The sequence below is a fragment of the Proteus sp. MB838 genome (assembly GCF_054767435.1).
In genome coordinates, this window is the sequence record NZ_BAABMO010000114.1 from 1 (window position 1) to 434 (window position 434).

1 protein-coding gene is annotated in these 434 nt (G+C 44.0%); it reads left to right on the forward strand.

Annotated elements, in window-relative coordinates:
* On the forward strand, positions 1–434 hold a 434-nt coding region (locus tag ACYUCW_RS18180), incomplete at both ends, for a contractile injection system protein, VgrG/Pvc8 family (protein WP_460409189.1).

Here is a 434-nt window from a genome sequence, read left to right on the forward strand (position 1 = left end):
ACCATCTTAAAAACCTTATTGGATGAGGCCCATGTTAAAGCGGATTGCCAATTCTACCGTGAAGATCTACACCCTGAACGTCTCTACACCACCCAAAAACGCGAATCCGCATTTGATTTTTGGTGTCGACTGGCGTTTGAAGAGGGCATTAACTTCTGGTTTGAAGAAGAACAACTGTTTTACAGCGATGAACATATGGGGATGACGGCGGGTATTCACCTCACCTATAACCCGCAGGCCGACACTGATATCAGCGATAGCACTGCCATGACTTGGCAATATGGCGAATATTTGTGTGTGGATGAAACTATCCATAAAGACAACAACTTTGTTCGTCCTTCTTATCCGTTGTCTCATGAAAACAAAATTGAGCAGGGAGGACAGCACAGTGTGTTTGAAAGTTATGGTCGTTTTCAATTAGACGATGAAGGTCG